The organism is Thalassospira sp. MCCC 1A03138 (assembly GCF_002115785.1).
Classification (GTDB): domain Bacteria; phylum Pseudomonadota; class Alphaproteobacteria; order Rhodospirillales; family Thalassospiraceae; genus Thalassospira.
The window spans coordinates 132,128-157,306 of record NZ_JFJY01000007.1 but is presented as its reverse complement, the minus strand read 5'-3'; the positions used below and the strand labels follow the sequence as shown (position 1 = coordinate 157,306).

The window sequence follows — 25,179 nt, the reverse complement described above, 5'->3', positions numbered from 1 at the left end:
GTCATATATTCAAGACTTTAATAATTGTGCGGTTTGGCTCATAACAGGTCATCCGAAATTTTATTGCTGCCGCACATACCCGCAAACAGGCCCCTCATGAAAAACCAGATTCCCAATCTGCTGACATTGTCGCGCATCATCGTGATTCCGGCATTGGTCGCGTCCTTCTATATCAACGGACCGGTTGGTAACTGGATCGGGTTTGTGCTGTTTGCCTTTGCAGGGGTGACGGACTTTTTTGATGGCTACCTTGCGCGTAGCATGAATGTGGTTTCGCCGCTTGGCCGGTTCCTTGATCCCATCGCGGACAAGCTTTTGGTTGCCGCCGCCCTGATGATGATGGTGGCGTTTGAACGTATTTCCGGTCTGGCTGTTTTGCCGGCAGTGATCATCATGTGCCGGGAAATCATGGTGTCGGGCCTGCGCGAACATCTGGCCGAACTGAAAGTACCGCTGCCGGTGACAGTGCTTGCGAAATGGAAAACCACGGCACAAATCCTTGCCATCGGGTTTCTTCTGGTTGGCGATGCGTCGCCGGACATGATCCCGTCGATACTGATAGGTGATATTCTGTTATGGATTGCCGGGCTGGTGACGGTTCAGACCGGGTATATCTATCTTCGCACCGGGCTGAAGCATCTTGATTAAGGGCTGCATAGGATAAGGTTCCGCATGGCACGCATATCCGTTCAGGAAAACGATTTTGATCCGGGCGCCGAACTGGCAGCCCTGACCGATGGCCGTACCGATATCGGGGCGGCGGTCAGTTTCGTTGGACTGGTGCGTGATATTCATGGCGGTGATCAGGTTTCGGCTCTGACCCTTGATCACTATCCGGGGATGACCGAACGCGAACTTGAACATATCGCAGACGAGGCCGCCAGACGCTGGCCGCTTGATGATGTGCGGATTGTGCATCGGTTCGGGCGTATGTTACCCGGTGAACGGATTGTCTTGGTGATCACGTTGTCGGCCCATCGTCGCGCCGCGTTCGAAGCCTGCGACTTCATCATGGATTTCCTTAAAACCCGTGCGCCCTTCTGGAAACGCGAACAGACCCCCAAAGGCGATCACTGGGTCACAGCGAAGGCATCGGACGATGCCGATGCCGATCGCTGGAACACTGATTAACCGACAAATTTTGCCAGCAACCCGACAAATTGCAGCAGGGCTGTTTGGATTTGGGCGGCATCGTCGATCCGGTCTTTAAGGTTCTTCATCTCGGTTATATCCGCATCGGTAATTGCCGATGCATTCCGGATCAGTCGCTTGGCCTGAAGCGCTATAAGCTGATCGGCGGCCTTGTTGCGCGTTTCGGCCATCACCAGTTTTTCGTTGATGTCGGCTGCCTGATAGGCTGCGTCAATTTCAACAAAGCTGTTTTTGGCCGCGCGGATCAATTCATCAAGATTGTTCATGGGAATCTCCCTATTGTGCCGGTATGGCTATTGTGCTGCCGGTTGCGGTCTCAAACAGATTGCGGCCCTCGGCGACAAGTTCCGTTGTGGACAGGCTGCGCACCTTTCCGACCAGTGTTATGCCTTGTTCGGCAGCCCCGATCAGGGCATTTACATCCAGCTTGGCGTAATTATCGATCTGCGTTTGCAAATGTCTGCCCAACGCAGATGCCGCCATGAAACTTCGCAGTGTATGTGCCTGAAGCAGTTTTTCTTCGGCTATCAAAGCGTTCCAATCCTGCCACCAGATTTGCAGACGCAGTGATTTGGCATCGTCATCATCGTTCGGTTCGGAACGGATTTTGTTCAAATCGGCAATCAGTGTGCCACGGCGCACCAGAAATTGCGGCGGGTCTTTGGCCAGGTCGTTGGTAATGGCGTCAAGCTGACTGCGCAGTTTTTCAAGGATCGGACCGGAATCCGTTACCGCCGATGCCCCAAGTGCCGATCCCGCTTCGATCTGGTCGAAAATCGCGACAAATTGCTGATACTGGTTTCGCAGGCTGGCCAGTGTCTTTTGCCATTGTTGCGCAACATTCGGATCGATTTTAACCGCATCCGGATCAAGCAGGGTCGGCAGATTGGATGGCGTCACCTTGCCTGTGAAGGCTTCCATATTCGCGATGAATTCCGATTGCCGGGCGTTTTGCGATTTTGGCGCTGGCGCAAACTGTGCGGTCTGTGCCGTGCCATAGGCTTCAAAGGCATCCTCGGTCGCGCTGCCAAACTGGGTGACCGTGATTTTCAGGGTTTCGGCCTTTTGCGAACAGGCGGCCAAGAGCCCGATGCCAATAATCAGTACTGCCTTGCGTGTGAATTGGTAGATCGATGAAACTGCCATAACGTCCCCATCACGTGATCATGCTCGTCATCTGACGGGGGGAGGGGGAAAATGTGACAGCAAAAATGACAAAGGCCGCAGATTTGCTGCGGCCTTTTTAATCCGGAAAATGGCAGTGCTATTTGCTCAGCATGAAAAGCGCCTGATTGCCAAAGAAGTTGGCCAGCCGGGAATGGCTGTCCAGGCTGACTTTCGATCCGCTTTCGTTCAGCACCATCGACCGTTCGATTTTAAAGCCGCATTCATCACAAAGGGCGACAAAATCCCGGACGGTACAAAAATGGATGTTCGGGGTTTCGTACCACATGATCGGCAGGTTCGGGTTTTGCGGCATGCGCCCGCGGAACATCAGATCAAACCGCGCACGCCAATGACCGAAATTCGGGAAGGAAACGATGGCTTTCTGACCGATGCGAAGCAATTCGGTCAGAACCTGTTTCGGGCGGTTGGTCGCCTGCAATGTCTGGCTGAGGATGGCGTAATCAAACGCCCCGTCGGGATAATCGCCAAGATCACGATCCGCATCGCCCTGCATCACCGGAAGACCCTGTGCCACGCAATTGCGCACCCCCTCGTTGGATAGTTCAAGTCCGCGACCGTCAACATCCTTGCTGCGCGTCAGATAACCCAGCAATTCACCATCGCCGCATCCGATATCAAGCACGCGCGTACCCGGTTCGACCATATCGGCAATCAGCTGGAGGTCGACACGAATGCGGTCATTCGGGATAACGCCGGTCGCGTTTGGTAAAGAGTGATTCATAACCTATTTCAATCCCCGGATTTCAGCAGCGCCTTCGATAAAGCCACTTAACACCATATGGAAATCCGGCTCGTCGAGCAGGAAGGCATCATGCCCCTTGTCGCTTTCGATTTCGACACAACTGACATTGCACGATGATGCATTCAGTGCATGGGCAAGCTGGCGGCTTTCGGCGGTGGTAAAGCACCAGTCGCTGGAAAATGAAATGACACAGAAACGGGTTTTGCAGCCAACAAATGCCTCGCCAAGGCGGCCTTCGGCATCGGCGGATAGATCGAAATAATCCATCGCGCGCGTGATATAAAGGTAGCTGTTGGCGTCAAACCGGTCGACGAAGCTTTTGCCCTGATGGCGCAGATAGCTTTCGATCTGGAAATCGTGATCGAAGCTATAGGTAATTGCGCCACGGTTCTGAAGCTTGCGGCCGAATTTGCGATGCAGGGCCGGTTGCGACAGATAGGTGATGTGCGCGGTCATCCGCGCCACGGCCAACCCGCGGGAAGGCTTTTTGCCTTCAAGCAGGTAATTGCCCCCGCACCAGTCCGGATCGGCCATGACCGCCTGACGCCCGACTTCGTGAAACGCGATGTTTTGCGCCGAATGGCGGAAGCTGGTTGCAATCGGGGCGGCGGCAAAAACGCGATGGGAATAGCTTTTGCACCATTCAAGAACCTGCATGCCGCCCATCGAGCCGCCAATAACCGCAAACAGGGTATCGATGCCCAATGCATCAATCAGCATGGTCTGCGCACGCACCATATCGGCAATCGTGATCACCGGGAAATCAAGGCCCCAGGGCTTGCCGGTAGCCGGGTTGATTTCCTTGGGCCCGGTACTTCCCAGGCAACCGCCAATCACGTTCGAACAAATGACGAAATATTTGTTGGTATCGATGATTTTGCCCGACCCGACGATTTCACGCCACCAGCCTTCCTTGCCGGTGATCGGGTGGACTTCATCGGCGACATACTGATCCCCGGTTAGCGCATGGCAGACCAGAATGGCGTTGGTTTTGTCGGCGTTAAGTTCGCCATATGTCTGATAGGCAATGGTGAACGGCCCGAATTCGATGCCGCTATCAAGGCGCAGCTTTTCGGTCTCCCCAAGGACCATGTGATGGCCGGGAAGTTTGCTGCGCTGATCCGTTCTGGCCGCGGTCGACATGAATGTCCGTTTCCCTTTGATTAGGTTGTTTTTCTTGCAGGCAGTGCTGGCTGTTCCTTGCTATCGAAGGAAACAAGCCTGTTCTAGCTAGGAATAGAGCGGGATTTAGTCAATCTTTTCTTTGCTTTTCGGCTGCCCTGTCCTAATACTGGGCGCCGTTTGAGAAAAGAGCGGATCATGGCGCAAAGCGACGAAAATTTAGCAAATCTTGACCTGAACGGGCTGAGGGCGGAAATCGATGATATCGATCAGGCTCTGCAATCCCTGATCATTCGGCGCACCAAGGTTGTACAGGCGGTCGGGGCCTATAAGGACCGGGTGATTGCGGCCGGTGGCAAGGTCAAGGTGCCCTATCGTCCGGCACGTGAAGCCCGTATCATGCGTACACTGGTTGATCGTCACGATGGTGCCTTTCCGAAAACAGCCCTGATCCAGATCTGGCGCGAAATGATCGCTGCCGGAACGCGTCTTGAAGCTCCTTATACGGTTGCCCTTTGCCGCAATGCCGACGGGGTTGATTGCTGGGAACTGGCGCGCCTTAATTTTGGCTGCCTCAACGAAATCGTCGAATTCGATACCCCGCGCGAGGCATTTTACGCCCTTGAAGAAGGCCGTGCGGCGGTCGGTGTGTTCCCGAAACCGGAACTTGGTGAAGCACAGCCGTGGTGGACTTTGCTGTCCGATGACAGCCCGGTGCGCATTGTCTCGAAACTGCCATTTGGCGGGCGTCCGGTCGGACGGGGTGAGCAGACCGAAGGATTTGTCCTTTCGGCAATCGAGCTTGAAGAAAGCGGGGATGATCGCACGCTGTTTATCGTCAGCCTGCCAAACGAGATTTCGATGGATACGGCGCGCAAAAAAATTGCGAATGGCATCGATGGTTCGGCAATCCTTGGCTTTTCTGCCGATGAAAGTGGTGATCGGCGTTTTGTTCTTGTTGATGTGCCGGGATTCTTTTGTAATCGCGCCGAAGCGTTTCAGCGCGCACTGACCGATCAGGGACTTGATCCCGAAGGGCTCAGTGTTGTCGGTGCCTATGGCGTGCCGATTCCTGAAGACGCGCTGAGTTGATAATACCGGTCGGTTGATTGTCACCGGCCCTGCCCACTGGGAGAAACTAGGAAATGTCTGCGCCCACCCCACGTCCCGGAATTCTTGATATTGCGCCTTATGTTGGCGGCAAGTCGCGCACCGATGGTGCAACCCGCGTAATCAAGCTTTCATCAAACGAAGGCGCGCTTGGCCCAAGCCCCAAGGCCATCGAGGCCCTGCGCAAGTCGGCTGAAAAGCTGCATCGATATCCCGATGGTGGTTGCGAGGCGCTGCGCAACAAACTGGCTGAAAAATACAATATTGAAGCCGATCAGATTGTCTGCGGTGCCGGCTCGGACGAGTTGATCACCCTTCTGATCCGTGCCTATGCTGGTCCGGGGGATGAAGTACTGTATTCGCAGCATGGCTTCCTGATGTATCCGATTGCGGCCAAGGGTGTCGGTGCGGTTCCGGTGACTGCGGCCGAGACCAATATGACCACCAGCGTTGATGCGTTGCTGGCCGCTGTGACCGAAAAAACCAAAATCGTTTTTGTCGCGAACCCGAACAATCCGACGGGCACCTACATCAATGATGCGGAAATGAAACGCCTGCGTGATGGCTTGCGCGAAGATATCGTTCTGGTCGTTGATGCGGCTTATGCCGAATTCATGACCGGTCAGGAAGATTATTCTGCCGGTGAAGAACTGGTGCGTGCCGGTAAAAATACCGTCATGACCCGCACCTTCTCCAAGATTTATGGTCTTGGTGGCATTCGCCTTGGCTGGTGCTATGCGCCGGTTGATGTTGCCGATGTTCTGCAACGCCTGCGTAATCCGTTTAACGTTGCACTTCCGACACAGGAAGCCGGTCTTGCGGCACTGGATGATGATGAATTCGTCAATGCCTGCGTGCGTCACAATGCCGAAACGCTGGCGTGGTTCCGTGATCAGGTGAACGCGATTGACGGTCTGATCGCCCATCCGAGCTATGGCAACTTTGTTCTGGTCGAATTCCCCAAGGAAGAAGGCAAAAACGCCGATGCTGCCAATGATTTCATGATGGCACAGGGCGTTATCCCGCGCAAAATTGGGGCCTATGGCCTGCCGCAGATGTTGCGTATTTCCATCGGTACGAAGGAAGAAATGGAAATCTGCCTTCAGGCGATCAAAGACTTTGTGAACAGGTAAAATGACCAACACCGCATCCGAACCGCTTTTTGATACCGTTGCCTTTATCGGCATGGGGCTGATTGGCTCGTCACTTGCCCGTCGTATCCTGCGCGACGGTCTGGCGAAAAAAATCACCTGTGCCGTGCGTTCCGAAGCCACCCGTGACCGGGTGCTTGAACTGGGTATCGCCGATGAAGCTTATTGCGACATCAAGGAAGCGGTTAAGGATGCCGATCTGGTGATGATCTGTGCGCCGGTTGGGGCCAATGAAGCCATCGGCGCACAGCTTGCCGGAAAACTTAAAAAGGGTGCGATTGTTTCCGACGTCGGGTCGGTCAAACAGGCGGTCATTCGCGACATCGCCCCGCATCTTGACGAAGGCGTCTCGTTCGTGCCGGGTCATCCTTTGGCCGGGACCGAACATTCCGGACCGGATTCCGGTTTTCCCGAACTGTTCGAAGGCCGGTGGTGCATCCTGACCCCGGTTCCCGGTGAAAAGGAAAGTGCGACCGCACGCGTGCAGGCCCTTTGGGAAGCATGTGGCATGAAAGTCGAATGCATGGATGCAGATCATCATGATCGCATTCTTGGCATCACATCGCATCTGCCGCATCTGATCGCCTATACCATCGTCGGGACGGCAACCGATCTTGAAGATGCACTGCGTCAGGAAGTCATCAAGTTTTCCGCATCGGGTTTCCGTGATTTCACCCGTATTGCCGCATCCGACCCGACGATGTGGCGCGACGTGTTTTTGAATAACCGCGAAGCGGTCCTTGAGGTTCTTGGCCGTTTTCAGGAAGATTTGATGGCGTTGCAACGCGCGATCCGCTGGGGCGAGGGCGAAAAACTGTTCGACCTGTTCAGCCGTACGCGTGAAATCCGCCGTGGTATTGTCGATGCCGGGCAGTATTTCACCAATTTCTCGGCCGAAGGTGAGGACCGCCAAAGCGACGCCAAGGGCAAAAACAAGACCGATAAATAATCAATTTTCACGGTTTGCAAATGGCAGGCCGTCGTCGGGTGGAAAGATGCGCCCCAAACAGCATCTTTCGCCGGAAAAAGGGGAACGTCATGCCTGCCACCGATCATCCGGCTTTTGCACGGATTATGCCGTTCGTGTTTGTGTTCCTCTGGAGCACGGGCTTTGTTGGCGCAAAGTTCGGACTTCCCTATGCCGACCCATTTACTTTTCTATTTGCCCGTTTCGCCATTGTGATTGTTCTGATGGTGCCGGTGATTTCGTTGCTAGGTGCCAAATGGCCCAAAAGCTGGCAGCAGGTTGCCCATATCAGCACGACCGGTGTTCTTGTCCACGGGATTTATCTGGGCGGTGTTTTCTGGGCAATTGATACGGGGCTTCCGTCGGGCTTGGCGGCCTTGATCGTCGGATTGCAGCCGGTCGTGACCGCATCGGTCGTCGGTGCCCTTCTTGGGGAACGTGTCAGTGGACGCCAGTGGGCAGGGCTTGTTCTTGGCCTGATCGGTGTGGCGTTGGTGCTGGTGCCCAAAATCGGTGACGGGATCGGTATTACGGCCTTTGGCATCGGGCTTGCCATCATGGCGCTGTTTGGCATGACGGCCGGGACGCTTTATCAGAAACGGTTCTGCACGGGCATGGACCTGATGAGCGGTACGGTTATCCAGTATATCGCCGCGGCGGCCTTTGTCGGGGTGGTTGCCCTGATCAAGGAACCCTTGGTGATCGAATGGAGCATGAACTTCATTCTTGCGATGGCGTGGCTGGTTCTGGTGTTGTCAATCGGGGCGATCATGCTTCTGATGGTTTTGATCAAGCAGGGCGAGGCAACAAGGGTTGCAAGCATGTTTTACCTTGTCCCACCCACGGCTGCCTTCTTTGCCTGGCTGCTTTTTGATGAACATCTGGGCCTACTCGGCTTTGCCGGATTTGCGGTTGCGGCACTCGGGGTGGCATTGGTAATGGTGAAACGCTAGGTTCAGAACCGGACATAAAATACCAGCATGACCGGAGGAAATTTTGACTGAGCCCCAGGAAAGATGGGTATTTGGATATGGATCGCTGCTGTGGCGTCCGGGCTTCGAATTTGAAGAACGGGCACGCGCGACGCTGCGCGGTTATCACCGGTCCTTTTGCATCTATTCCCACCATTATCGCGGCACACCGGAAAATCCGGGGCTGGTTCTGGGGCTGAATGTTGGCGGGGAGTGTGTCGGGAACGCGTTTCGGATCGCGCCGGACAACTGGCCGTTGGTCAAGGCCTATCTTGATGAACGCGAACTGGTGACCAACACCTATATTCCCGCCGATGTCGAGGTCGAGCTTGCCGACGGACGCACGGTCATCGCGCACACCTATGTCGCCGATCCAACGCATGAACAGTTCGCAGGAAACCTGCCGGTGCGAACGGCGGTTGAAATCATTGTTGCGGCACATGGCAATATTGGTCCGAACTTGGAATATCTTGAAAATACGGTCTACCATCTTGACGAGATGGGAATTGTCGACCCGCCGTTGCACGATCTGATGGATCTGGTGCGCCGCGAATACGGTGAAATCAATATGGGAGCCGGAATCTGATGTCGGACGACACCACAACGTCCAAAGGTGCCAATGCCCCATTGATGGCCGCCTATCTGATGCTGGTTGCCTGCGCGATGATGTGGGGGTCAAACCATGTCGTTGCACGCGGGGTGAATGCCACGGTGCCGCTTGAGGCGCTGGCGTTCTGGCGTTGGGTTGTGGCTGCCGTATTGCTGTTTCCGGTTTGTATTCCGCACCTTAAACGCGATCTGAGGCTGATGGCGGATCATAAAATGTCGATGTTCCTGATCGGAACAACCGGCGTTTTCATGTTTTCGATTGTCATTTATCTGGCCGCCTACAACACGACCGCGGTCAATACCGGGCTTCTGAATGCGACCACCCCGGTCTGGGTTCTGTTGTTCGCAGCTTTCCTGACTGCTGATAAACCCAAGCTTGGCCAGTGGGCCGGTGTGCTGATTGCCGGTGTCGGTACGGCGGTGATTATTGCCAAAGGTGATTTCTCGGTATTTGCCGAGATGAATTTTGTCTCGGGCGATCTGTTTGCGATGATTTCAGCAATGGTCTGGGCGGCGTACTCGATGCTTTTGAAACGTGCCCCCAAGGGGATCCATCCGCTAAGCCTCGTGTTTGTTTCGGCGCTGATCGGGTTGGTGTTCCTGACGCCGCTTTATATCTGGTCGGTGGCTGTGCGCGGTGAACCGTTCTTTACCCATCTTGATCCGGCATGGCCCGATATGCTGAAGATTTTCTATATCGGGGCAGGACCAGCCTTTTTGGGGTATCTGTTCTGGAACAAGGGCGTTGCTGTTGTCGGCCCGGCGAATGCCGGTGTGTTCCTGTATCTGATGCCGGTTTTCGCCAGTGTCCTTGCCATCATCTTTCTGGGTGAGGAATTGCACCTTTACCATCTGGGCGGGATCGCATTGATTGCCTTTGGTATCTGGCAGGCAACACGCCGAAAGGCATAGCAGCCGATAATTGAATGGATGGAATTGAAAAAGGCCGGATAAAACTCCGGCCTTTTTGGTGTTCGAACGATCCGTCTGATCAGGACGGCGTTTTTTCCCTGTCGATGGATTTCATCGGAATTGCGGTTTTGGCTTCCTGCTGTTCGGCTTCGGCCTTTTCGCGGGCTTCCTCGATCTCGACGTCACGTGATGTCAGGGTCGGTAGATTGAATTCGGTTTGCGCTTCGCGTTCAAGTTCGCGGGTGCGGTTATCAATCCTGCCCTTGATCGTTTTCATAAATGTTTTGCGATCCAGATCCGGCTCAATCGCGGGCAGGAATTCCATGGTGACCTCGCCACCGTATTTCATGAAACTGTGACGTCCCCAGAACATGCCGGAATTGATGGCAACCGGAATGACCGGCGTATTGGGGAAGGCCTTATACAGCGCATAAATACCGGGATGATACGGCCGATCCGAACCGGGCGGTGTGCGGGTTCCTTCGGGGAAGATTACGATCTGCCTGCCGTCCTCAAGCGCACGTTCGGCACCCTTGATCATGTCTTTCAGGGCGGATGATCCAGCCGATCTGTCGACCGCAATCTGCCCGGAAAACAACAGGAACTGTCCCATCAACGGAATGCGGGTCAGTTCCTTTTTCAGGATATAGGCCGGGTCAGGCACGACCGTGTGAAAGGTCAGGGTTTCCCAAGCAGACTGATGCTTGGCAACCAGAATACAGGGGCCTTTCGGCAGGTTTTCAAGGCCGCGAATACGTTTATACATGCCAACAGAGATGGCCAACGCGCCTTGCGTCAAATGACACCACATATGTCCAACAAGCTGATTGGCCTTGCGACCAAACGGCATCAGGGGAACCATACAAATGCAAAGTGCTGTTGTACCGGCGAAAAACAACACGTTAAACAAAAACGCGCGCAGGGCTCTCATGCAGACAGATCCTTCAAACACTTAGTCAAAGGGTTTGTAACAGTTATACGACACGAGTGAAACGCTGTATCTTCAACCCGATTTCTGCGCCGGGCGATTTGATGCGGAATAATCCTGTCTGGAGGGTTCTGGTGTCGGGGCGGGGCCATGCAGGTTGGCGCGATCACCGTCTGGCAGCAGCCGCAGGATATAGTTCCTGAGGCTGGCAAACAGGAATTTGTTATATTCGCTTGCGATCAGGCTGGCGCTTCCCGGCCATCGCCACCAGCTGTCGACCTTGACGTTATCGGGGAACACCGGGTGGGCGATGATTTCTACATCGGGCATCAGGCTGCGAAATTCCAGAAGCGACCTCGGCATGTGATAGTTTGCCGTGACGATGCGCAGGCTTTTATAGCCTTCGTCATACACCCAAACCGCCGTTTCCTGCGCATTGCCGCGGGTGTTTTCCGCAACATGACCCAGAACCACACAGCATGAAACCAGCCGGGGATCGGCTTTACCCGCCGATAGAAGCTCGTCGACTTCAACCCCGCGATAGACGCCGGAAATAAACAGCTTTCTGGCAAGTTGGCGGGTCAGAAGACGGCGCCCTTCCGAAAGCCGTTCACTGCCACCGGTTAGAACAACGATGGCGTCAGTCTTGCGATCAGGTTCATCAACCGCGGTTGGAATGATGTCGACATACCAGATAAAGCCACCCGCCCAGACCAGCCCCAGCAGGATCAGGGTCGATAGCAAAAACCGGAACCGGCGAAATCGTCGTCGGTGCTGAACGGAAAGGGGCGGTCTATTCATATGATTGGGCCTGACGGGACGCTGGCATGCGACGGGGCTCTCCTTTTGGGACAAGGTCATGATCCGAAACAGTAAATGATCACGACGCTGCAGGCCGACTATACGGAGGAGTGAGGCAGGTTACAACATTCTGCGCAAGACACGCAGCACAGTTCTTTTGGCCGTCATCTGTGCGACACCGGCGACCACGAACGGAATGGCGATGATGATGCCGATGAAAAGCGGGCTGAAAACCAGTGTCGGGATTGGCCATCCCGCCCGCATGCCAAGCCACGCGATCACACCTGAAACCGGCAGGGCGATCAGAAGGCCGATCAATGCCCCGAAAAATGCCAGCCGCAGGTTATGGCGGGCAAACTGGCCCGCGATATAGGAATCCTGTGCTCCGATCAGATGCAGCAATTCAATGATCGTCCGATGGATTGAAAGACCCGAACGTGTGGCAAAAACAACCGACAGCATCGTTGCCCCAAACAGCACGACGATTAACGCCATCAATGCCAGTTCCACCGAAAAGGCAACATCGGCAATCCGTTCTATCCAGATGCGATGATCGTCCAGAACGGCTTCGGGGGCGATTTCACCCAGACGGCGTTCAAGCATATCGAAATTAAACCCGGTTTCCGGGGTGATTTCGATAATGCGCGGGATCGGTAATTCGCTGACGATTTCATCGGGGCCAAGCCACGGCTCAAGAAGGGCCGACATGGTTTCGGGGCTGAGTTCCTCGATCCGGGAGATGCCGGGCATGTCGGCGAGCTGTTCGATAATATCGTCAACGGTAGCCTGCAAAGCCTGTTCGCGTTCTTCGGGTTCGCGATCCGCCATGCCGGTCGGGGGCACCTGTATCGAAAGGCTGCCTTCGATCTGACCGGACCATTTGCCGACACTGTCATGCAGGGCCGCAAGGCCAACAATCGAAAACGTCAGCAAGGCCACCATCAATGCGACGATGCTTGGCAAAAAGCGCGTCGATGAGTCGCTATCAAGTGGCAGATGTGACGGTTGCGAACGAAAAGCCATGATCGATTTTGGGTCCTGTCTGAGCCAGTTGCCGTCGGTTTGGTCGGTTACGCGCTATGCGTGATGTCGTGCAGTGTGCCGGCCTCAAGCAGCCATTGATTATGGCCAAAGCGACGCACAAGTTGCCGGTTATGGGTGGCGATCAGCACCGTGGTGCCAAGTTTGTTCAGTTCTTCAAAAAGATATAACAGCCGCATGGCGATCCGGTCATCAACGTTGCCGGTTGGCTCGTCAGCCAGAAGCAGAGCCGGGCGGCCGATAACCGCGCGCGCGATGGCAACGCGTTGCTGCTGCCCGCCGGAAAGCCGCGATGGAACCGCGTTGATCTGATCACCAAGGCCGACCCATTCGAGAAGTTCGGTCACATTTTTGCGGATTTGCAAATCCTCGACCCCGGCGACGCGTAGCGGCAGGGCGACATTTTCAAAAGTCGTCAGGTGATTGATCAGGCGGAAGTCCTGAAACACCACGCCGATCTTGCGGCGGATGGCGGGCAGTTCGTCGCGCGGAATGCGGATATTGTCGCGTCCGAAAATATTGATCTCGCCGCGTGTCTGGCGCAGGGCAAGATAGAGCAGGCGCATCAATGTCGATTTGCCCGCACCAGAAGCCCCGGTCAGGAAATGGAAGCTGCCACGATGCAGGGTAAAGTTCAGATCGCGCAGAATCTCCGGCCCGGATTCATAGCGGACACCCACATTCCTGAAACTTACGACTTCAGTCAAAACTTGCGCTCCATATCGCAGCACGACGTATCAGACCCGACATAACATGATAATGATGGGGCCGGTTGAACAATTGCAAAAGTCCGATCTGGCTGATCCCAAAGTGGGTATCATTATAGATTGGCCGAAAATATGACGACTTAAACAGTTCTTCGGATGTCATCTAAGCACCATATATGCAATGCTGTGCCATCCAAATTGGGGCAGCTTCAGTTATCTGTGCTTAACAGTCTGTTAAATCGCCGCTATTTACATATAGTGTAGGTTCTGCCCTACACCGGCGAATTCGGGGGATCGCCGGAAATCACTCAGGTTATGGCCGTGCCCCGGGTTTCATGCCGCTGACATCGAGATGCCAGGTTTGCAATGATCATTACTTGCCCAGATTGTTCAAAAAAATACTCTGTGAAAACAGAGGCGATCGGCCCAAAGGGCAGAACCGTACGCTGCAAAAACTGCGGCAATAGCTGGCATCAGGACCCGCCGGGAATGAAAACCCCGTCGCCAGCACAGGAAAACAAGCTGCCGCCGCCTTTCGATCAGGATGGCGCGCTTGGTGCCGATTTCAATGCCGATCAGATGCCAGGTCAGGTTGATCCCGGTTTCGAGGACGCGGACAAAATTCCCGATCCGCCCCCCATCCCACAGCAGCTGATTCGCAACAATCCGAAACCGCCTGCGAAATCGAAAAAGGGTGTGATTGGCTGGATCCTGTTCTTCCTGATCCTTGGCGGGATTGGTGCGGGCGGATATTTTGCCAAAGATATCCTGATCAATCTGTGGCCGCCGATTGCGAAGGTCTATGACATGGTCGGGCTTGACGTCCCTCATGTTGGCGAAGGCCTTGATATTCGTGAATTGCCGCCGACTCGCGAAGAAGAAGACGGTGTTGACGTTCTTGTCGTTCGCGCCGAGATCGTCAATATCGATGAGATCGACCGGGCGTTGCCCTATTTGTTGATTGAGCTTCTCGATCCGCTGGATCGTGTGGTTCAGCGCAAAAAAGTGCCGCTGATCTATGACGAAAGTGCGGTGCAGGGCGGGGCGGACATGCCGATGGAAGCCCAGATGCTGCCGGTTGGCGAAACCATGACGGTCGAAACCAAAATCCGCCGTCCGAACCCGACAGCAACCCGTTTGCAGGTCACATTCCTTGACCCGCGCGAGGCGGTTGAACCCTGACCGGTTTGATCTGAAAATGACAAAGGGCAGCGATCCGTCGCTGCCCTTTTGTTTTATTCGTCCTTTGGGCCGGCCTTTAGAACCGTTTCAGCAAGCGATCAATATATTCCTGTTCGATCACCGGGCGGTCCGGGTCGCCGGAACGACGGCGGAGTTCCTGAAGAATGCGCCATGCCCGTTCAAGGGTGTCGACTTCGGGGATGACGGTGGTGCCATCGCCGCCCACCGGCCGACCAAGCGGATCACGATTGCCCGACCCCTGAAGTTCATCAAGCATCGGCATCATCTGGCTTAAACCTTCAAGAGCACGGCTTAACTCGCCAATGCCCTGTTGCAGGGCTTCCATGGCCTGTCCCTGCTGTTGCAGGGCTTCGTGGGCACGGTTGTGGTCAAGGGCCTCTGCGGCGCGTTGCATGGCTTCTATTGCGGTTTCAATGCCGCTGAGATTGCCAAACTGGCCAAAGCCGGAATTATTGGTCAGGTTCTGTGCGTCCCCGGCAAGATTTTGCTGCTGCTGGGCGCGGTTGCCATTGCCGCCGGGGCTTGACGGATTGTCACCCTGGTTCATCAGGTCCTGCTGGCGGCGGGCAAGATCGCGAATGCCATCAAGCATTTCGCGCAAGGTGGATGTGATATCGGCCCCGCCGTCGCCCGATGTGATCTGCATGTTTTCGACCAGTTCGCGCAGGCGGTCGATCAGGGCGCGCGCCTGATCACGCGCACCAGCCTGCATGAGTGCTTCGATCTGATCGACGATACGTGACAGGTCCTGCTGTTCAAGGATGGCGGCGGGGCCCTGTTGCTGGCTTTGCTGATTCTGCGGTGCCTCGCGGGCGAGGGCGGCCATATATTCGTTAAGGGCGCGGCGATAGTTTTCGATCAGATCGGCGATTTCGGCTTCGGTCACGTCCGGGTTGGCAAGGGCATCCAGCAGCCGTTCCTCGGCCTCCATCAGATTGCGTTCGGCCATGCCATAGCTGCCGCGTTCGATCTCTTCGGCGATGTGCCAAAGCAGGCCTGCCACGTCCTGATGGACCGCGCGGTCACGCAGATGCGCCGAAAGCCGTGCCTCGGTCACGGAAAGTGCCAGAAAAATGCCGATATGGCCGTTGAATGCCTGCGGGGCATAAATGACAGGCAAAAGGGCGTTGCGCATTTCAAGGGCCTTGTCGGGATAGCGCAGCAATCCGCGGCGGATCGTGATCAGTTTTTTGGCGACGGGATGGGTGAATTCGCGTTCGGGCAGGATAATCGAACGTATGTCGCTTTCACCGTCCTGTCCGGCATTGTCTTTTGATACCAGTTGCAGGTTAACCGGGAGCCCCGCCCATGGATGGGATACCAGATCAATGAAACGTGGTCCTTCGATCCGTGTTGGCATGGCGGCCTCCCCCCCCGGGGTGTCGCCACCAGACAGATCGATACGGATATTATCGATGGTGCCAAACTGTTCCCGACCAATGCCGTCGGTTGCGGGTGTGATAACCAGTTCAAGATTTTTCATGCCATAATCATCGGTCGCGACGTAATCCAGCCGGATATGTTCGCGCCGGGTAATCGAAGGCGGGCTTACGAATGAAAGGGCGGGTGGTTTATCGGCAACCAGATTGACATTAAGGGTCAGCCGATCCGTGCCCCAGACCGAAATGCGCCATGGTCCAGCCTGATCAAGTGCGGTCGAGAGGACATAGCTGTTGTCGCTGCTTTCGGATATGTCACGTTCGCCGGTGGGCGTATGCAGGGTCGGTTGCCAGACGCTGCCGATGCTGCCGGCCAGTGTCGATCCGACAGGCACGTCGACATCAATGACGCGCGATGCGTCAGAGCCGCCATCATCCTGCTTTTGCGCGCCTTTAACCTGTTCAAACCGCAGGACGCGCGGGATTTGTCCGGTATAGGCCGGTGGGGTCACCCACAATGTGGTGCTGAAATCGGCGGTACCCAGCCGTTGCAGGGGACTGAATGCCTTGTAAAACCGCTCGCTCATGCGGTCATGGCCCGCAAACAGCCCAACGCTCAGAAGCAATACGGGCAAGATGACCAACCCGTATCGATCCACCCTGGCAAGGGACGGCACCGGACGCGGCAGATGCAGATGGTTCAGCATCGCTTCGTGGCGTTGCAATTGTTTTTGCCACAGATAGCTGGTCAGCGGATCGTCACTGTCTTCGATATGGTCTTCAAGGCTTTGCAGTGGGTTGTTTTCAAGCCCGTTTTCCTGTTCCATCCTTTGCAGGACAGCACGGCGATTGGGCCATGTGAAGTGCCGCCACGGCAGGATGATGGCGACAAGACCAGCAACCGAGAGGATCGACAGCAAAATGATATGCCCGGTCGCGGGCAGCATTTCAAACGTGCCGGTCAGGGTCAGACCGGCAATCAGCATCAGGATTGTCAAAGTCGGGATCAGCCGGGGCCATACCCGTTCCCACGACATGATCATCCGCGCCAGGCGCAGATGACGTTCCAGTCGGGGATTGGGTGGTATGATCGACATATCGAATTTCGGCCCCTGCAATCGCCCCGTGTCGGGGACATGTGACGCCAGCGTGGTCCTATGAACAGATTTCAGACCTTAATCTAAGTTTGGGGCTTTGGCGGGGCGGGTCAAGTCAGGATCGCGACCGAGCCAAAATAAAAGGCGGTCCGTGATGGGGCAGCTTTTGGCGGTATATAAAGTTTTTTCAAAAAGTTCTTGATTTGTTCTTTTAATTATGGCATAAGAGAAAAGTCAAGGGGAGAAATGCACCCGGACCGAAACCCGCAAGGCCCTGAGCCTCGCGGGTTTTTGCGTTTGGGGCCGGATCAAAGAGGTGATCAGGATGCAGGAACAAAGATTGAGGCAGGGTCGCGGGGCAATCCGCAGGATGCTCATCGGCGGATGGCGGAGCCATTACGGCGGTGTTCCGAGCCGGTTCTAACAGGTTTCGAACACCCTTATTTGTCATGACGGGAGAGGTGCGTCTTATCGGGGAAGCGACCCCGAATTTGCCGAAAGTGGCAGAAATGGCAGCAGCGGCAGCAGTGATTTGTGGCCCGCCGGTGGTGGACAGGTTGGGGGCAGTACGCCCGAAATCCGTCTGCTGGTGAAAATGGCGGATGCCCGAGGTGTGTCTGAACGTCGGGGTGGCAGGTTGTTGCCGTGGTCGGAGCAGGCAACGAGCCGGTGGGTGGTCCGTGGGGCGTCAGTTGGCGAGGTTACTGGAGGCCCGAAGTTTGTCCGGTGTCGATGGTTGTGGCCGTGCCGGATGGGGCCGGGGCGGCCAGCGAGGTTGTGGGGCGTCAGAGGGTGAGTCTGACGAGGGCCCGAGGTTTGTCCGGGCAGGGCATTGACCTGCATCCGGGAGATCGAAAGGCATGGGCCGAAAGTGCTGATACGATCAACGATACCCTTGGGGTGTCAGGGGCCGATGAAACCTGCCGGGCACGACGGGGATATGCAAAAGGCGGCCTTTCGTGTTGAAAGGCCGCCTTGCAAAGTTTTTCCGGGTTTTTCCGGGTTCTGCCGGTCCGGATCAGTCGAGCCAGTCGGGGATACGGTCCAGACCGATCAGCTCGTCAATCGACTGACGCGGGCGGACGACGGCGAAGTCGTCGCCCTTGACCAGAACTTCCGGCGTCAGGGCACGGGTGTTGTAGGTCGATGACATCACCGCACCATAGGCACCTGCCGACATGACCGCGACCAGATCACCCGGTTTGAGGTCATCGGGCAGTTTGCGGTCCTTGCCAAAGGTGTCGCCGGTTTCGCAGACCGGTCCGACGATATCGACGGTGGCCTGTTTGTCGCCTTCAGTCTGTTCATCGACGGGGATGATTTCGTGATAGGCGCTGTAAAGCGTTGGCCGGATCAGGTCGTTCATCGCGGCATCGAGAATGACAAAGCGTTTGGCTTCGCCGTCCTTGATATACATGACGCGCGAAATCATCACACCGGCATTGCCCGCAATCAGGCGGCCCGGTTCAAGCGTGATGTGACAGCCAAGGTGACCGACGGTTTCGCGCACCATTTGGCCATAGGCATCGGGCAGGGGCGGTGTTTCGCCCTGATAGGCAATGCCAAGCCCGCCACCAAGATCAAGATTGCGGATATTGATGCCTTCGGCGCGAAGTTTTTCGACCAGACCGGCAAGACGGGTGAAGGCCTCCCGGAAGGGGGCAAGATCGGTTAGCTGCGATCCGATATGCATGGCAATGCCGGTGACTTCGATCCCGTCCATGGCGGCGGCCATGCGGTAAACCTCGATCGCGCGGGTCCAGTCGATGCCGAATTTGTTTTCGGCCTTGCCGGTGGCGATTTTTTCGTGGGTTTTGGCATCGACATGCGGGTTGATGCGGATCGCGATCCGGGCCTTTTTGCCCATGTCGATGGCAACCCGGTTGAGTTCTTCGAGTTCCGGGATGCTTTCGACATTGATCTGGGCGATGTCGGCATCAAGGGCTTCGCGCATTTCAGCATCGGCCTTGCCAACGCCGGAAAAGATGACTTTGCCCGGGGCAACACCGGCACGCAAGGCACGGCGCATTTCACCAACCGAAACCACGTCGGCACCGGCACCCAGTTTGGCGAGTGTTTTCAGGACAGCCTGATTGGAGTTTGCCTTGATCGCATAGCAAACCGTCGCATCAAGCCCGTCAAATGCACTGGCATACACCTTGTAATGACGTTCAAGGGTGGCGGTGGAATAGCAATAGAACGGCGTGCCGACTTTTTCGGCAAGCTCGGGGATGGAAACGCCTTCTGCGTGAAGGACGCCATCGATATATTCAAAATGGTTCATTGTGCCGGATATGTCCGTGGATAGTTGCGGCCTTCGTCGGTCGGTGGTTCAAGCGGGCCTTTTTTGCCGCAGGCGGCAACAGACAGGCCCAGCATCACCGCCAGTACGATCACTGTGCTGCGTTTAAAGATCGGGTTGCTCATTTCAGGAACCTTTCCTTTGCCGCCGCGACCTGTTCCTTCACCCGGACCGGGGCGGTGCCACCAAAGCTTTGACGGGCACTGACCGATGCCTCGACGGTCAGGACATCGTAAACGGCCTTGGTGATTTTGGGTTCGATCCCCTGAAGGTCTTCGAGCGAAAGCTGATCGAGATCACACCCCTTGCCCTCGGCCAGTTTCACGGTGGCACCGACCACGTGATGGGCGTCGCGGAACGGCATGCCAAGTTCGGCAACCAGCCAGTCGGCCAGATCGGTTGCGGTGGTGTAACCCGCACCGGCAGCCGCACGCATGTTGTCCTTGTGAACCTTCATGTCGGCAATCATGCCGGTCATGGCGGCGACACAAAGACCCAGATGGTCGTGGGCCTCGAATACCGGTTCCTTGTCTTCCTGCATGTCCTTGGAATAGGCCAGCGGCAGACCCTTCATCGAGAGCATCAGGGAATTGTAGCAGCCAACGATACGGCCGATCTTGGAACGGATCAGTTCAGCGGCATCGGGATTGCGTTTCTGCGGCATGATCGAGGAGCCGGTGGAGAACTTGTCCGACATGCCGACAAAGCGGAACTGTGCCGAACACCAGATGACCATTTCCTCGGCCAGGCGCGACAGGTGCATGGCGGTGATCGAGGCCGCGTTCAGATATTCCAGCGCAAAGTCACGATCCGAAACCGCATCCAGCGAATTCGCGGTCGGGCGATCAAAGCCGAGCGACGATGCCGTCATATGGCGGTCAATCGGATAGGGCGTCCCGGCAAGGGCCGCCGAACCCAGCGGGTTTTCATTAGCACGCGTGCGGCAATCGGCAACGCGGCCACGATCCCGGCCAAACATTTCGACATAGGCCAGAAGATGATGGCCAAAGGTGACCGGCTGGGCGGCCTGAAGGTGGGTAAAGCCCGGCATGATGGTCTCGGCATGTGTGCCGGCCTGTTCAACCAGTGCTTCCTGAAGGCCCTTGAGCCCGGCTTCAAGATCGGCCAGTGCCACGTCGCGCACCCAGAGTTTGAAATCGGTCGCGACCTGGTCATTGCGGGAGCGCGCGGTATGCAGGCGACCGGCGGCAGGCCCGATCAGATCACGCAGGCGGCTTTCGACATTCATGTGGATGTCTTCAAGGGCGGCGGAGAAGGTAAACTGGCCGCTCTCGATTTCTTGAAGGATCTGGTCTAGACCCGCGACTATTTTCTCGCCATCTTCTGCGGGGATGATCTTCTGCTTGACCAGCATGGCACAATGGGCTTTTGAACCCTGAATGTCCTGGGCGTACAGGCGTTTGTCAAAGCCGATGGAAGCATTGATTTCTTCCATGATGGCGGACGGGCCCGCTTCAAAGCGGCCTCCCCACAGGGCGTTGGCATTTTTCTGGTCGGTGGCGTTTTGATCGGTCATTGTGATCCGCAAGAGTTGGAAAGGTGAGTATTGTGAAGGCACTGCTTCGTTACGTAAAACTGGGCGTGATTGTCGCCATATCGGCCATTTATGCAAGCCCTGCCTTTGCAGATACGCAATTGCCGCAAGAACTTTCGAAAATGGACACCGCACCTGATAGCACAAGCCTGCCGGAAAAGGCGGTTTTCATCGAAAAAGATGGCAGCGAAAGTGACCTTAAAGACCTGAAAGGAAAGGTTATTCTGGTCAATCTTTGGGCGACATGGTGCGCGCCCTGCATCGAGGAAATGCCCGATCTTGATCGTCTGGCGTCTGAGATGGAGGGCAAGCCGTTCCGTGTTCTGGCGCTTAGTCAGGATCGTGGTGGGGCGGAAATCGTGCAGGAATTCTTTGATGAAAACGGAATCGGCAATCTTGATGTCGTGCTTGATCCGCGTGGGGCAACCGCACGGGCCTTTGGCGCGCGCGGCCTTCCGACCAGTTTCGTGATTGACGCCAACGGGCAGGTTATCGGCAAACTGGAAGGCACGGCCAAATGGGATGCCGACGGGGTTATCGATTATTTCAACAGCCTGATTGATGCCGCGTCCTGATCGGGATCAGATGCCAGGATTTTCTTCGAGAAGAGATAAAACCTGATTCAGGGACGGGGCAGCATCGGCCGCGCCATAGCGCGTGGTCGCCAGTGCCCCGGTTGCGCAGGCAAACCGGACGGCGTCCCGTAACGGTTGCCCGTCATGCAGGGCAACGGCCAGCCCGCCGTTAAAGCAATCCCCCGCGGCAACCGTATCAATGGCGGCAACGTCAAAGGGTTCGACCCTACCTGACTGATCCCCGTCGGAATAAAATGCGCCCCTTGATCCCATTTTGATCACCACGATACGTGCGCCCATTTCGTGCAGTTTTGATGCGGCCGCGTGGGCGGTTTCATCACTATCGGGGTGAATGCCGGTCATGGCGAAACATTCGCTGGTATTCGGGGTGACGATGTCGGTCAGTTCCATCAGATCGCGCAGAACAACCCGGTCGGGCACCGGTGCCGGATCAAGGATGATGGTTGCGCCAGCTTCGCGGGCGTATTTCATTGCGCAGGCAATGGCAACAACCGGGCATTCGAGCTGCACCAGCAGATAATTGCAATGTTCCAGAAACACCTGTTTTTCGCGGATGTCGGCGCGGCTCATGGTCATGTTGGCCCCACCGGCCACGGTGATGATGTTTTCCCCGGCATCGTCGATGGATATCAGGGCGGTTCCGGTCTGGGCGTCGGTCGACTGGATCAGCTGGTTGGTGTCAAAGCCTTCGGCGTTCAGGGTATCGATCAGGCTGCGTCCCAGAACATCATTGCCGATTTTCGAAATGAAAACAGGTTTCTGCCCGAGACGGGCCACTGCAATTGCCTGATTGCATCCCTTTCCCCCCGGTCCTGTGATGTAATCCTTGGCCAATACGGTTTGGCCGGGTTTGGGCAAATGGGCAACGCGGGCGGCAAAATCGATATTGGAACTTCCGACGATGGCAATGGTCATGGACTATCCGATTGATGGATTTCTAATACCTTTTACTGATATTGGCATCTTTTCAGGTGTTTAAAGAACCCGAATGCAACATTTCAGGTGAAATGCATCACGCCGCTGAAAGGTCGGTTAGGTGATGCAAAAGGTATCCGTCATCAGGCGGGCTGGAATTCTTCACGCAGCGCGGAATAGATGCGTTTGAATTTGGCAAATCGCGGTTGATAGGCCGCGTATCTGTTCATATCGGGTTCGATCACTTCCTGAATGGCCGGTTTCTGGCAGACATCCTCGACCGTTTCGTTATCGAGTGCCAGCCGCCCCAAACGGGCCGCGCCAAATGCCGGGCCCTTGGCCGCCCCTTCGTATCGGGCAAGCGGACAGCCCATGATGTCCGATATCAACTGAATCCAGTATCGGCTGCGCGCACCGCCGCCAATGACGCCGGGCAATTCACAATGCGTTCCGGCGGCATGCAGGCGCGACTGCCCGTCCAGAAGGGCAAAACCGACACCTTCGAGTACCGACTGGACCATTGTTTCACGCGATGTGTCACTGCCAAGGCCAAAGAACACGCCGCGCGCATAGGGATCGTTATGCGGGGTTCGTTCGCCATTAAGGTAGGGCAGGAACACAATATCCGAGGGGGCCTTGTGCCCGGCTTCGGTCCGTTGCAGCAATGCGCCGATATCCTTTTCACCCAACAGGTTTGCCGCCCACAAAAGGCAGCTTGCCCCGTTCAGCAACACCGCCATCTGAAACCAGTGCTGCGGCACGGCATGGGCGAAGCTGTGCAGAAGTTCGTGGGGTTTCGGGCGATAACGGTCGGATGCGACGAAAATCTGTGACGATGTGCCAAGCGAAATGAACCCGTCACCGTGGCTGACCGCGCCGACACCGATGCCACCGGTCGCGGCATCCCCGCCGCCACCGGCAACAATCACGGTCGGCTTCATGTCCCAGCGCGTCGCCAGTTCACCGCGCAGATGGCCGGTGGGGTCGCTTCCTTCGACAAGGCGGGGTAGTTGGGCGATATCCATGCCGGTTGCGGCAATGGCATCAAAATTCCAGCTTCGGCTTTCTTCATCAAGCCAGAGCGTTCCGGCGGCATCCGACATTTCGGTGACCTTTTCGCCGGTCAGGCAGAAACGGATGTAATCCTTGGGCAGCAGGACGGTTTTGATTTGGGCAAAGATTTCGGGTTCGTGTTTGCGCAGCCACATCAGTTTGGGCGCGGTCATGCCCGGCATGGCGACCACACCGGCACGCGATGGCAGATCGGGCAGGGCGGCCTGCAATTCATCGCATTCGGCCTTCGCCCGGCCGTCATTCCACAGGATTGCCGGGCGGAGTGGCTTGTCATTCGCATCAAGGATCACCGCCCCGTGCATCTGGCCAGACAGGCCAATCGCGCGAACCGCGGCAAGGGCGGCGGGATTGGATGATTTCAACTGATCCATCGCCGTGCACGTCGCAGCCCACCAGTCATCGGGGTGCTGTTCGCTCCAGAATGGTTTGGGGTTGCTCAGCGTCAGGGGCACATCGGTTTCGGCGACGGTGAGCGAATGTTCATCCATCAGAAGCGCTTTAACGGCAGATGTACCGACATCTATTCCGAGAAACATGTGGGACGGCCTCCTGGGTCCTGACCTGGACTCTTTTTTTGGTCTTGGTTCCTTGGCCGTCATCATAGCAGGGCAATTTCTGATCGAAAGATCAAAAGCTTTGCACGTCGGTTAAATCATGAAGACGGGGGTATACCCCAATGCAAAAAGGCCACCGCAGCGATGCAGTGGCCTTTTGAATTTTTGATCCGGCGATGATCAGCGGGTCGGAACCGGCTCGTCGCCGCTATAGTCATAGAAGCCGCGGCCGACCTTGCGGCCAAGCCAGCCGGCTTCGACATATTTGACCAGAAGCGGGCAGGGACGATATTTGGTATCGGCCAGACCATCATGCAGGACATGCATGATCGACAGGCAGGTATCCAGACCAATGAAATCGGCCAGTTGCAGCGGACCCATCGGATGGTTTGCGCCAAGGCGCATGGCATCGTCGATGGACCGGACATTGCCGACACCTTCGTAAAGCGTATAGATCGCTTCGTTGATCATCGGCAGCAGAATACGGTTCACGATGAAAGCCGGGAAATCTTCGGCACTTGCCGTGTCTTTGCCCAGTTTCTTGGTCAGTTCATGAATGGTGCGATAGGTCGGCTCGTCCGTGGCAATGCCGCGGATCAGTTCGACCAGCTTCATCAGCGGCACCGGATTCATGAAGTGCATGCCCATGAATTTCGACGGGCGGTCGGTATAGGAAGCCAGACGCGTCACCGAAATGGACGAGGTGTTGGTCGCAATGATGGCCTCGGGGCCCAGAACCGGACACAGAGCCTTGAAAATCTGTTTCTTGGTCTCTTCGTTTTCGGTTGCGGCCTCGATCACGAGATCGCAATCAGACAGGAAGCTGTATTCCGTACCCGTGGTAATCCGGGCGAGGGCCGCTTCTTTCTGTTCTTCGGTGATCAGGTCTTTCTTGACCTGACGATCCATGTTCTTGCCAATCAGGCCAAGCGCCTTGTCGAGCGCCTCTGCCGATACGTCAAGCAGTCGGACGTCGTAGTCGGCAAGTGCAATCACATGAGCAATCCCGTTGCCCATCTGACCGGCGCCGATTACGCCAATGGTCTTGATATCTTCAAGCGAAGCCATTTGTTCCCCACTCATCCCCAAGGGTCAAAACAAGG

Annotated in this window: 25 protein-coding genes; 10 read left to right on the top strand and 15 right to left on the bottom strand. The window is 56.0% G+C overall.

Annotated elements, in window-relative coordinates:
- The first annotated feature begins 96 nt into the window (after positions 1-96).
- Together pgsA and moaE are read left to right on the top strand one after the other, a co-directional pair.
- Complete coding sequence (pgsA, locus tag TH468_RS15400; RefSeq protein WP_085645511.1) at positions 97-648, top strand: CDP-diacylglycerol--glycerol-3-phosphate 3-phosphatidyltransferase; 552 nt, start codon at positions 97-99, stop codon at positions 646-648.
- A 24-nt stretch (positions 649-672) separates the two neighbouring features.
- Positions 673-1,131, top strand: a complete 459-nt coding sequence (gene moaE, locus TH468_RS15395; RefSeq protein ID WP_085645510.1) for a molybdopterin synthase catalytic subunit MoaE — start codon at positions 673-675, stop codon at positions 1,129-1,131.
- Here moaE and TH468_RS15390 read toward each other — a convergent pair.
- The 4 genes from TH468_RS15390 to TH468_RS15375 all read right to left on the bottom strand — a co-directional run bounded on the left by TH468_RS15390 (position 1,128) and on the right by TH468_RS15375 (position 4,225).
- Positions 1,128-1,418 (bottom strand): hypothetical protein, encoded by a 291-nt coding sequence (locus tag TH468_RS15390; protein ID WP_037987088.1) that lies wholly within the window; start codon positions 1,416-1,418, stop codon positions 1,128-1,130. The two genes, moaE and TH468_RS15390, sit on opposite strands and share 4 nt — an antisense overlap.
- 10 nt (positions 1,419-1,428) lie before the next feature.
- Positions 1,429-2,298, bottom strand: a complete 870-nt coding sequence (locus TH468_RS15385) for a hypothetical protein (RefSeq protein ID WP_085645509.1) — start codon at positions 2,296-2,298, stop codon at positions 1,429-1,431.
- 118 nt (positions 2,299-2,416) lie between these two features.
- Positions 2,417-3,061: a methionine biosynthesis protein MetW gene (gene metW, locus TH468_RS15380; protein WP_085645508.1), complete on the bottom strand. Its 645-nt coding sequence runs from the start codon at positions 3,059-3,061 to the stop codon at positions 2,417-2,419.
- Between the two features lie 3 nt (positions 3,062-3,064).
- Positions 3,065-4,225, bottom strand: coding sequence for a homoserine O-acetyltransferase (locus TH468_RS15375; protein ID WP_085645507.1), 1,161 nt, complete (start codon positions 4,223-4,225; stop codon positions 3,065-3,067).
- A gap of 177 nt (positions 4,226-4,402) precedes the next feature.
- Between TH468_RS15375 and TH468_RS15370 the strand changes: the two genes are divergently transcribed.
- The 6 genes from TH468_RS15370 (at position 4,403) to TH468_RS15345 (ending at position 9,924) form a co-directional block, all read left to right on the top strand.
- Complete coding sequence (locus TH468_RS15370) at positions 4,403-5,296, top strand: chorismate mutase (RefSeq protein ID WP_085645506.1); 894 nt, start codon at positions 4,403-4,405, stop codon at positions 5,294-5,296.
- A gap of 53 nt (positions 5,297-5,349) precedes the next feature.
- Positions 5,350-6,447 (top strand): histidinol-phosphate transaminase, encoded by a 1,098-nt coding sequence (gene hisC / locus TH468_RS15365; RefSeq protein ID WP_085645505.1) that lies wholly within the window; start codon positions 5,350-5,352, stop codon positions 6,445-6,447.
- A 1-nt stretch (position 6,448) separates the two neighbouring features.
- Positions 6,449-7,414: a prephenate/arogenate dehydrogenase family protein gene (locus tag TH468_RS15360; protein WP_007092001.1), complete on the top strand. Its 966-nt coding sequence runs from the start codon at positions 6,449-6,451 to the stop codon at positions 7,412-7,414.
- A gap of 89 nt (positions 7,415-7,503) precedes the next feature.
- A complete protein-coding gene (locus TH468_RS15355) occupies positions 7,504-8,385 on the top strand; it encodes a DMT family transporter (protein ID WP_085645596.1) in 882 nt (293 codons plus the stop codon).
- Between the two features lie 43 nt (positions 8,386-8,428).
- On the top strand, positions 8,429-8,989 hold the full coding sequence (locus TH468_RS15350; RefSeq protein ID WP_085645504.1) for a gamma-glutamylcyclotransferase: 561 nt from the start codon (positions 8,429-8,431) through the stop codon (positions 8,987-8,989).
- Positions 8,989-9,924, top strand: coding sequence for a DMT family transporter (locus TH468_RS15345; protein ID WP_085645503.1), 936 nt, complete (start codon positions 8,989-8,991; stop codon positions 9,922-9,924). The genes TH468_RS15350 and TH468_RS15345 overlap by 1 nt, the downstream gene beginning before the upstream one ends.
- Before the next feature lie 79 nt (positions 9,925-10,003).
- Here the strand turns inward: TH468_RS15345 and TH468_RS15340 are convergent, their stop codons facing one another.
- The 4 genes from TH468_RS15340 to ftsE all read right to left on the bottom strand — a co-directional run bounded on the left by TH468_RS15340 (position 10,004) and on the right by ftsE (position 13,401).
- Entirely contained in the window at positions 10,004-10,855 is an 852-nt protein-coding gene (locus TH468_RS15340; RefSeq protein WP_085645502.1) for a 1-acyl-sn-glycerol-3-phosphate acyltransferase, read from the bottom strand.
- A gap of 72 nt (positions 10,856-10,927) precedes the next feature.
- Positions 10,928-11,653, bottom strand: coding sequence for a YdcF family protein (locus TH468_RS15335; RefSeq protein WP_168177157.1), 726 nt, complete (start codon positions 11,651-11,653; stop codon positions 10,928-10,930).
- 120 nt (positions 11,654-11,773) lie between these two features.
- Entirely contained in the window at positions 11,774-12,676 is a 903-nt protein-coding gene (locus TH468_RS15330; protein ID WP_085645500.1) for an ABC transporter permease, read from the bottom strand.
- A 47-nt stretch (positions 12,677-12,723) separates the two neighbouring features.
- On the bottom strand, positions 12,724-13,401 hold the full coding sequence (gene ftsE / locus TH468_RS15325) for a cell division ATP-binding protein FtsE (RefSeq protein WP_037987102.1): 678 nt from the start codon (positions 13,399-13,401) through the stop codon (positions 12,724-12,726).
- Positions 13,402-13,767: 366 nt separating this feature from the next.
- Here ftsE and TH468_RS15320 point away from each other — a divergent pair, with 366 nt between their 5' ends.
- Positions 13,768-14,583, top strand: coding sequence for a DUF3426 domain-containing protein (locus TH468_RS15320; protein WP_074624793.1), 816 nt, complete (start codon positions 13,768-13,770; stop codon positions 14,581-14,583).
- 76 nt (positions 14,584-14,659) lie between these two features.
- On the opposite strand, the gene TH468_RS15315 is transcribed toward TH468_RS15320, so the two are convergent.
- The 4 genes from TH468_RS15315 to argH form a co-directional block, all read right to left on the bottom strand.
- Positions 14,660-17,080, bottom strand: coding sequence for a DUF4175 domain-containing protein (locus TH468_RS15315; RefSeq protein ID WP_246832351.1), 2,421 nt, complete (start codon positions 17,078-17,080; stop codon positions 14,660-14,662).
- Positions 17,081-18,098: 1,018 nt separating this feature from the next.
- On the bottom strand, positions 18,099-19,364 hold the full coding sequence (lysA, locus tag TH468_RS15305; RefSeq protein ID WP_085645497.1) for a diaminopimelate decarboxylase: 1,266 nt from the start codon (positions 19,362-19,364) through the stop codon (positions 18,099-18,101).
- The gene (locus TH468_RS21635; RefSeq protein WP_007092015.1) at positions 19,361-19,507 is read right to left on the bottom strand and encodes a lipoprotein; all 147 of its coding nucleotides are present in this window, start codon (positions 19,505-19,507) and stop codon (positions 19,361-19,363) included. Before TH468_RS21635 ends, lysA begins: the two co-directional genes overlap by 4 nt.
- A complete protein-coding gene (gene argH / locus TH468_RS15300) occupies positions 19,504-20,919 on the bottom strand; it encodes an argininosuccinate lyase (RefSeq protein ID WP_085645496.1) in 1,416 nt (471 codons plus the stop codon). The genes TH468_RS21635 and argH overlap by 4 nt, the downstream gene beginning before the upstream one ends.
- Positions 20,920-20,951: 32 nt before the next feature.
- Here argH and TH468_RS15295 point away from each other — a divergent pair, with 32 nt between their 5' ends.
- On the top strand, positions 20,952-21,512 hold the full coding sequence (locus tag TH468_RS15295; RefSeq protein ID WP_085645495.1) for a TlpA disulfide reductase family protein: 561 nt from the start codon (positions 20,952-20,954) through the stop codon (positions 21,510-21,512).
- Between the two features lie 6 nt (positions 21,513-21,518).
- Here TH468_RS15295 and rbsK read toward each other — a convergent pair whose 3' ends face one another.
- The 3 genes from rbsK to TH468_RS15280 form a co-directional block, all read right to left on the bottom strand.
- Positions 21,519-22,448, bottom strand: a complete 930-nt coding sequence (gene rbsK, locus TH468_RS15290) for a ribokinase (protein WP_085645494.1) — start codon at positions 22,446-22,448, stop codon at positions 21,519-21,521.
- A 143-nt stretch (positions 22,449-22,591) separates the two neighbouring features.
- Positions 22,592-24,058: a xylulokinase gene (gene xylB / locus TH468_RS15285; RefSeq protein WP_085645493.1), complete on the bottom strand. Its 1,467-nt coding sequence runs from the start codon at positions 24,056-24,058 to the stop codon at positions 22,592-22,594.
- A 198-nt stretch (positions 24,059-24,256) separates the two neighbouring features.
- On the bottom strand, positions 24,257-25,144 hold the full coding sequence (locus tag TH468_RS15280; protein ID WP_085645492.1) for a 3-hydroxybutyryl-CoA dehydrogenase: 888 nt from the start codon (positions 25,142-25,144) through the stop codon (positions 24,257-24,259).
- Between the last annotated feature and the right edge of the window lie 35 nt (positions 25,145-25,179).